The sequence below is a fragment of the Desulfoprunum benzoelyticum genome, from assembly GCF_014201505.1.
In the GTDB taxonomy this organism is placed as follows: Bacteria; Desulfobacterota; Desulfobulbia; order Desulfobulbales; family Desulfocapsaceae; genus Desulfoprunum; species Desulfoprunum benzoelyticum.
The window spans coordinates 114603-121844 of sequence record NZ_JACHEO010000010.1; the positions used below are offsets into that span (position 1 = coordinate 114603).

At 56.9% G+C, this 7242-nt stretch carries 6 protein-coding genes and 1 tRNA gene; 5 read left to right on the plus strand and 2 right to left on the minus strand.

Translation table 11 applies throughout. The annotated features are described in order from the left end of the window. Positions 1–42 precede the first annotated feature (42 nt). On the plus strand, positions 43–1578 hold the full coding sequence (locus tag HNQ81_RS09990) for a sensor histidine kinase (protein ID WP_183350914.1): 1536 nt from the start codon (positions 43–45) through the stop codon (positions 1576–1578). 16 nt (positions 1579–1594) lie between these two features. On the opposite strand, the gene HNQ81_RS09995 is transcribed toward HNQ81_RS09990, so the two are convergent. Continuing rightward, on the minus strand, positions 1595–2725 hold the full coding sequence (locus HNQ81_RS09995; protein ID WP_183350916.1) for an AI-2E family transporter: 1131 nt from the start codon (positions 2723–2725) through the stop codon (positions 1595–1597). 131 nt (positions 2726–2856) lie between these two features. Here HNQ81_RS09995 and HNQ81_RS10000 point away from each other — a divergent pair, with 131 nt between their 5' ends. The 4 genes from HNQ81_RS10000 (at position 2857) to HNQ81_RS10015 (ending at position 6463) form a co-directional block, all read left to right on the plus strand. Further along, on the plus strand, positions 2857–3939 hold the full coding sequence (locus tag HNQ81_RS10000; protein WP_183350918.1) for a branched-chain amino acid aminotransferase: 1083 nt from the start codon (positions 2857–2859) through the stop codon (positions 3937–3939). A gap of 225 nt (positions 3940–4164) precedes the next feature. Beyond that, entirely contained in the window at positions 4165–4452 is a 288-nt protein-coding gene (gene groES / locus HNQ81_RS10005; protein ID WP_183350920.1) for a co-chaperone GroES, read from the plus strand. Positions 4453–4518: 66 nt separating this feature from the next. After that, a complete protein-coding gene (gene groL, locus HNQ81_RS10010; RefSeq protein ID WP_183350922.1) occupies positions 4519–6171 on the plus strand; it encodes a chaperonin GroEL in 1653 nt (550 codons plus the stop codon). Positions 6172–6386: 215 nt separating this feature from the next. Beyond that, positions 6387–6463, plus strand: a tRNA-Met gene (locus HNQ81_RS10015). A 595-nt stretch (positions 6464–7058) separates the two neighbouring features. Here HNQ81_RS10015 and HNQ81_RS17350 read toward each other — a convergent pair. Beyond that, the coding region (locus HNQ81_RS17350; RefSeq protein ID WP_221270856.1) for a hypothetical protein at positions 7059–7242 on the minus strand (184 nt) is incomplete at its 5' end.

The window sequence follows — 7242 nt, forward strand, 5'->3', positions numbered from 1 at the left end:
TATTGCGAAGGTTGATATGAATCTAAAGGGCTGTACAGCATAATGTCTTTCAGCAATGTACGGATTATCGTCCGGATCGGCCTCGTCGTCGGCACCGTCTTCCTGTTGATGCTGGCCGTGATGCTGGTTGAGATGAAATCTCTCGCCACTATCAAGCGCAATCTTGACGAGATCGTGCTGAAGAGCGGCGAACAGCTGGTCCTGGCTCAGGATCTGCGTTTCCTGGCGAGGAACAGCGCCGTGATAGTCCGCAACGTCCTCCTGACAAAGGATACGGGCACGATCGAGTATGAGCTCGAGAGGCTGGCGGCGGATGGACGAAGATACCAGGAGTGCCTGGACAGGCTGGAGGCGCTGGAAATGGAGGCCGGAGGAAAGGAACTGCTTGTCGCGGTCAAGACCGACGGCGCTGTGGTTCGTGATCTCTGGCGAACGGTCATCGAACTCGGGGGGGCCGGCGACCAGGAGAAGGCGGTGGCCATGCTGCTCGACTCCGTCCGGACTCTGCAGCGCCGGTGGCTCGACAACCTGTCGGCGATGGCCGACTTCCATAAAGATGCGGCATCTGCCGCCGTCGAGAGGGCCGGGCGGGTGTTCGACAGGACCAGGATGGTCCTGCTGGTCGCCAATTGTCTGTTGCTGCTGATCAGCGGTCTGCTCGTCGCCGTGCTCACGGCGGGGATCGTCCGGCCCCTGCGGGAATTCACCCGAACGATCGACAGTGTTGCCGGCGGCGATCTGACGACCAGGATCACAAAGGTGGGGCGGGACGAAATCGGTATCCTCGGCGCCCATATCAACACCATGGTGGAGCATCTGCAGGCCAGCGAAAAAGAGCTGGAGCAGCACCGCTTTCACCTCGAGGAGTTGATCGACGAGAGAACCGGGGCCTTGAGCGACCAACGGAAGCGGTTCACCTCGATGCTGATTCATGACCTCAAGGGACCGCTTGTGCCGATCATCGGATTTTCACGCAAGCTGTCGGCCCAAAAAGAGATCGATCGGGACAAGATCGTCGAGTATGCCGGGGCCATTCATGATTCGGCGATGAAACTCGCGTCGACCATCGACCATGTATCGGCCGATCTCCGCGGCGACCGGCTGCAGCCCAATTTCGCCAACGGAGTCTTCGACATCGGCGGCCTGCTGGAATCGGTGGTCGAAAGCTTCAGGCCGCAGGCCGAGGTCGAGCATATCGAATTGGGGATGGAATGCAGGGGGAAAGATGATGCCGGGGCGATGCCGTTTACCGGCGACTGCGCCAGGATTCAAACCCTTATCGAGAACCTGGTCGGCAATGCGGTGAAGTATGCGCGGAGCCGGGTCAACATCCTGCTGACCCGGGAGGATGATGAACTGATCCTGGTGATCGAAGATGACGGCATGGGGATACAGGAACAGTATCGCGAGCAGATCTTCGATGAGTATTTTCAGGCCCCGGACAGCAAGGAAGGCAGCGGCGTGGGGCTGTACAGCGTCAAGAAGATCGTCGACCATTACCACGGCAGGATCATCGTCGGCACGGCGGCCGGCGGCGGCGCCAGTTTCACCGTCAGGTTGCCGGTCGCCCGGAGTTGACGGACAGCCGTAAGGCTCAGTTCCTCTCGATATTCTGGGCGTATTTTTTCAGATAAATATCCGACAAGGTCAGAAAGGCGGTGACGATAATCGGTCCGTAGATGATGCCGAGGATGCCGTAGACCGCCAGTCCGCCAAGGATCGCCAGCAGTACCAGGAGGGTGTGCATCTTTACCTGCCGGCCGACGAGTTTCGGTTTGAGGAGATACTCGACCGACATCGACAGGGCGAAGTAGTAGCAGAACAGGAAGATTCCTTCGCCGACCCGGCCGTTGATCGCCAGGATGATAGCCGTCGGGATCATCACCAGGCCGATGCCGAAGATCGGCAGGAAGGCCAGCACCCCCATGATGCACCCCCACAGGATCGGCGAGTTGAGCCCCATGATCGAGTAAATCCCTCCTCCGAGTATGCCCTGAGTCAGTCCGCAGATCCCGTTGCCGATCAGGATCGCATTGGCGATCTGCTCGAACTTCTCCAGCAGCAGGCGGTCCTCGTCGTCCGGCAGGGGGGAGAGGCGGATCAGGTACTCCATCAGGCGCGGCAGATCGATCAGCAGGAAAAAGATCACCAGGATCATCATGAAGAACAGACCGAGGAACTGCATGATGTTGGCGGCCCAGGCACTCGCCTGCTTGTAGAGGAACAGTCCCCCCTCCTTGGCCAGGTAGGTCAGGGTGTCGGTGACCATGGTGGGTTTGAACTCGAGACCGAACTCGAGCAGCTGCTGCTGCAGGCGGACGATGAGGGGGCTTTCCTGGAGGAAGGTCTGGAGTTTGAGGCCGACCTGGGCGTCCCTGCCCCAGTTGTAAAGATTCAGCGCCTCGCCGGCAAGGGAGCCGGTAAAGAAGATCAACGGGACGAAGACCAGGGCGACGATCAAAAAACAGGTGAGAATGGAGGCCGCGTATTCCGGCAGCCAGCGATGGAAAAAGGCATACACCGGCCGGAACATGCTGGTGAGCAGGAAGGAGAGGACGAGGATCGACCAGAACGGCCAGAGGATCCGCCCGAGGAAGAAGGTCGAGATGAGGAAGACGGCGAGGAAATACCTGACCGGCTGGAGATTGGCGGATTGCTGCCGGGAGGGCGGTTCGATCGGCTGCAGATCGGGGCCGGTGGGGCGGCTGGCGTTGTTTGTCGGCATCAATTAACGTTGCAATGAGCGAGAGAGCTGAGGTATCGTAAGCAGTTTGCTGAGCATGTAATCCGGACCAAGTATATATGGTTCGGTCGATTTATAAAAGACAAACAGACGGCAGCAAGGAGAATCACAGGATGTGGGAAAATCTTGATGTGGCGCTCGAGAAGGTGGCAAAGGACCGGATGAAGGCCAAGCCGCCGCAGGACAAACTCGGTTTCGGTCTTCATTTCACCGACCATATGCTGTGGATGAAATGGAACCGGCAGGACGGCTGGCATGATACGAAGATCTGCCCGTATCAGGATTTCCACCTCAACCCCGCCTCGATGGTCTTCCATTACGGTCAGGCGATTTTCGAGGGCATGAAGGCCTACCGGGGCAAGGACGACCAGATTTTCCTTTTCCGGCCGCAGGACAATTTCGACAGGATGAACAACTCGGCATTGCGGATGTGCATGCCCCGTTTCCCGGTTGACAAGGTCTTGAAGTCATTGAAGGCCCTCCTCTACCTGGAGCGGCAGTGGATCCCATCGGCAGCGGGGGCGTCTCTGTATATCCGGCCGACGATGATCGCCGTCGACCCCTATCTTGGGGTCAGGCCTTCCGAAACCTATTATTTCTATATTATCCTGTCGCCGGTCGGGGCCTATTATGCCGAGGGTTTCAACCCGACAAAAATCTATGTCAGCGACGAGTATGTCCGGGCCGTCAAGGGCGGAGTCGGCAACGTCAAGACCGGCGGCAATTACGCCGCCTCGCTGTTCACCACCCAGCTGGCCAAAAAGGCCGGCTATACCCAGGTGCTGTGGCTTGACGGCTGTGAACACAGGTATGTGGAGGAGGTGGGGACGAGCAATATCTTTTTCCTGATCGAAGACGAGCTGATTACCCCGCCGCTGGAGGGGTCGATCCTCGGCGGCATCACCCGTGATTCGGTGCTGAAGCTGGCCGCCGGCTGGGGGATCAGGACCGCCGAGCGCAGGATCACGATCGACGAGGTCCTGGCGGCCTGTGCCGACGGTCGCCTGCAGGAGTCCTTCGGCACCGGTACGGCCGCTGTCATCTCACCGGTCGGGGAACTGATGTACAGGGAGAAGGTGTATCATGTCAACGATGGGAAGATCGGCGCCCTTTCGCAACGGCTGTTCACCGAATTGCAGGCCATCCAGTGCGGTTATGGCGACGATCCGTTCAAGTGGGTCGTACGGGTCTGCTGATCATTGGGGATATCGTGATCATTATCGATAACTTATCGATTTTATAATTTTTTCGTGTTACTGAAATTTTTCCCGGCCGTCCCTTGATTTTTGTGATTTTGGCCATATAGTGTGCCCAGTTTGAGGTAGCTGCCCGAAAATCGGGCAAAAATCGAATTGGGAAACCACACATTTCTGCATGATGGGCCCGTTCGGAAATCAATATATGTCATGTAGGAGGTAGTAATGAAAATTCGTCCATTGAATGATCGTCTTCTGGTGAAACGTCTGGAAGAAGAGGCAAAGACCGCAGGTGGGATCATCATCCCCGACACCGCCAAAGAGAAGCCGGCCGAGGGCAAGGTTGTCGCCGTTGGTCCCGGCAAGCTCAATGACAAGGGAGAGCGTGTCGGCCTGCAGGTTAAAGAGGGCGATCGGGTCCTCTTCTCCAAATATGGCGGCACTGATGTGAAACTCGACGGTGATGATTACCTCATCATGCGCGAAGATGATATCCTTGGCGTAATTGAATAAATCAGGCAGCGACGGATGCTGCATTGTTGAATTTTAAACGGATAACTACTTAGGGAGAAAGATATAATGGCTGGAAAAGAACTCAAATACGGAGTCAAGGCTCGCGAGTCGATTCTCAAGGGCGTGAACACGCTGGCGGATGCCGTCAAGGTGACCCTCGGTCCCAAGGGCCGGAACGTACTGATTGAGAAGTCCTTCGGCGCCCCGACCATCACCAAGGACGGTGTCACCGTAGCCAAAGAGATTGAATTGAAGGACAAGTTCGAGAACATGGGCGCCCAGATGGTCAAGGAAGTCGCTTCCAAGACCTCCGATGTCGCCGGTGACGGCACCACCACCGCCACCGTTCTGGCTCAGGCCATCTACACCGAGGGTGTCAAGCTGGTCGCCGCCGGCGGCAACCCGATGGAGATCAAGCGCGGCATCGACAAGGGTGTCGAGGTTGTTATCGCTGAACTGGCCAAGATCGCCACCCCGACCAAGGAGCAGAAGGAAATCGCCCAGGTCGGCACCATCTCCGCCAACAGCGACGAGACCATCGGCAACATCATCGCCGAGGCCATGGACAAGGTCGGCAAGGAAGGCGTCATCACCGTCGAGGAAGCCAAATCGATGGATACCACCCTCGAGGTCGTTGAAGGCATGCAGTTCGACCGCGGCTACCTGTCGCCGTACTTCGTCACCGATCCCGACCGGATGGAAGTCGTGATGGAAGACCCGTATATCCTCCTTGTCGAGAAGAAAGTTTCCAGCATGAAGGACCTGCTGCCGGTACTCGAGTCGGTCGCCAAGATGGGCAAGGGCCTGTTCATCGTCGCCGAGGATGTCGACGGCGAGGCCTTGGCCACCCTGGTCGTCAACAAGCTGCGCGGCACCCTGCATGTCGCCGCCGTCAAGGCTCCCGGTTTCGGTGATCGCCGCAAGGCGATGCTCGAGGATCTCGCCGTCCTCACCGGCGGCCAGGTCATCACCGAAGATCTCGGCATCAAACTCGAGAACGTCACTCTCAATGATCTTGGTACCTGCAAGCGCATCGTTGTCGACAAGGACAACACCACCATCGTTGACGGTGCCGGTGACAGGGCCAAACTCGAGGCTCGGGTCAAGCAGATCCGCACCCAGATCGAGGACACGACCTCCGACTACGATCGCGAGAAACTGCAGGAGCGGCTGGCGAAACTGATCGGCGGCGTTGCCGTCATCAACGTCGGTGCCGCTACCGAGGTTGAGATGAAGGAGAAGAAGGCCCGCGTCGAGGATGCCCTCAATGCCACCCGCGCCGCGGTCGAGGAAGGCGTCGTTCCCGGTGGCGGCATTGCCTACATCCGCTGCCTGCCGGCCTTGGCTGAGCTGAAGCTGAAAGGCGAACAGCAGCTCGGCAAGAATATCCTGCTTCGTTCCCTCGAGGAGCCGATACGCCAGATTGCCAACAATGCCGGCCGTGAAGGCTCGGTCATCGTCGAGCACGTCAAGGGCCTCACCGGTGCGATGGGCTTTAACGCCGCCACCGAGGAGTACGAGGACCTGATTGCCGCCGGTGTTATCGACCCGGCCAAGGTCACCCGGACCGCGTTGCAGAATGCTGCATCCGTTTCCGGTATGCTCCTGACCACCGAATGCGTGATCGCCGATCTGCCGGAGGACAAGGATTCATCCGGCGGTATGCCTGGCGGCATGGGCGGCATGGGCGGCATGGGCGGTATGGGCGGCATGATGTAATACCCTGCGACCCGACCTGCCGTGTAGAGGTTGGGTCTGCCTGTAAATAAAGAAAAAGGCCTCTTGCAAAGAGGCCTTTTTCTTTTCGGCGGCACTACGTCATGGATACACGGAAAATCGAACTGCCGATGGCGATCCGCCATCTCTGTCCTTTCAGGGAAAAAGGTATTGACATCGAAGGGCGGAATGATGTATTTAAACTGACCTTATCGTGAGGCGATGTAGCTCAGCTGGTTAGAGCATGCGGCTCATATCCGCAGTGTCCGGGGTTCAAGTCCCTGCATCGCCACCATTCATAAATAGCCGAATATTAAGGCGTTTTATATAAAAGCCCGTTGCAGAATATGCAGCGGGCTTTCTCTTTTCAGAACTTGTAGGCAAATTCTGGTCAATCCTTCCCCGCCGGCGGACTCCAGCAGTCTCCTTCCTGTCTGTCCCCGCCCTCCGGTCCCTGTCCTCGACGATAGATTGAACAGGCTGCCCCTTGGTCGCTTTTGATAAGGACTGTATGTCCATTCTTTTTTCTACTCATTTTTCACTGCACGAACGCTCAATCCCGAAGACCCATCTTTTCTTCCAAGGGCATGGCGCGAGAACAACTCAGACAGGATAGATGCCGGTCGACTCGGGGTTGATCAGCATAATTCTCTCCAGGTGCGCGACAGATTACTCTCCAATCCTTCCGACATATCTCGCTTGTCTTGTAACCTTGGAAACAGCCACATACTTCGAATCGCCAAGATGAGGCGTCTCGAACAAATCGAATCTGAATAAAATTTCATCCTCTGGATTGAACCTGTACAACCCGGTCGGCAATTTTGAAAAGAATTCCAATTTGATCCGCGTGTTGAAATAGTCACGGGCAATGGCCTCCGCACCTTCTTTGTTCACGGCTTCGGCTCCGTCAATCGCTTGAGTTCGTCCAGGTCGTTCTGTTGTACGGGTTCAAGGGGTGCCCTTCCTTCCACTTCTTGGGCTAACCCGTATTTCTCACTTAAAGAATGCAATAAGGCCACAAGCGTTGTATATTTATTGTGATTCCGGCACGATAAATAACACAACACGAGTGGC

Excerpts from the sequence above, each read along its gene's own strand:
- HNQ81_RS09990 (WP_183350914.1), top strand. The coding sequence starts at position 43 with ATGTCTTTCAGCAATGTACGGATTATCGTCCGGATCGGCCTCGTCGTC.
- HNQ81_RS09995 (WP_183350916.1), bottom strand. The coding sequence starts at position 2,725 with ATGCCGACAAACAACGCCAGCCGCCCCACCGGCCCCGATCTGCAGCCG.
- HNQ81_RS10000 (WP_183350918.1), top strand. The coding sequence starts at position 2,857 with ATGTGGGAAAATCTTGATGTGGCGCTCGAGAAGGTGGCAAAGGACCGG.
- groES (WP_183350920.1), top strand. The coding sequence starts at position 4,165 with ATGAAAATTCGTCCATTGAATGATCGTCTTCTGGTGAAACGTCTGGAA.
- groL (WP_183350922.1), top strand. The coding sequence starts at position 4,519 with ATGGCTGGAAAAGAACTCAAATACGGAGTCAAGGCTCGCGAGTCGATT.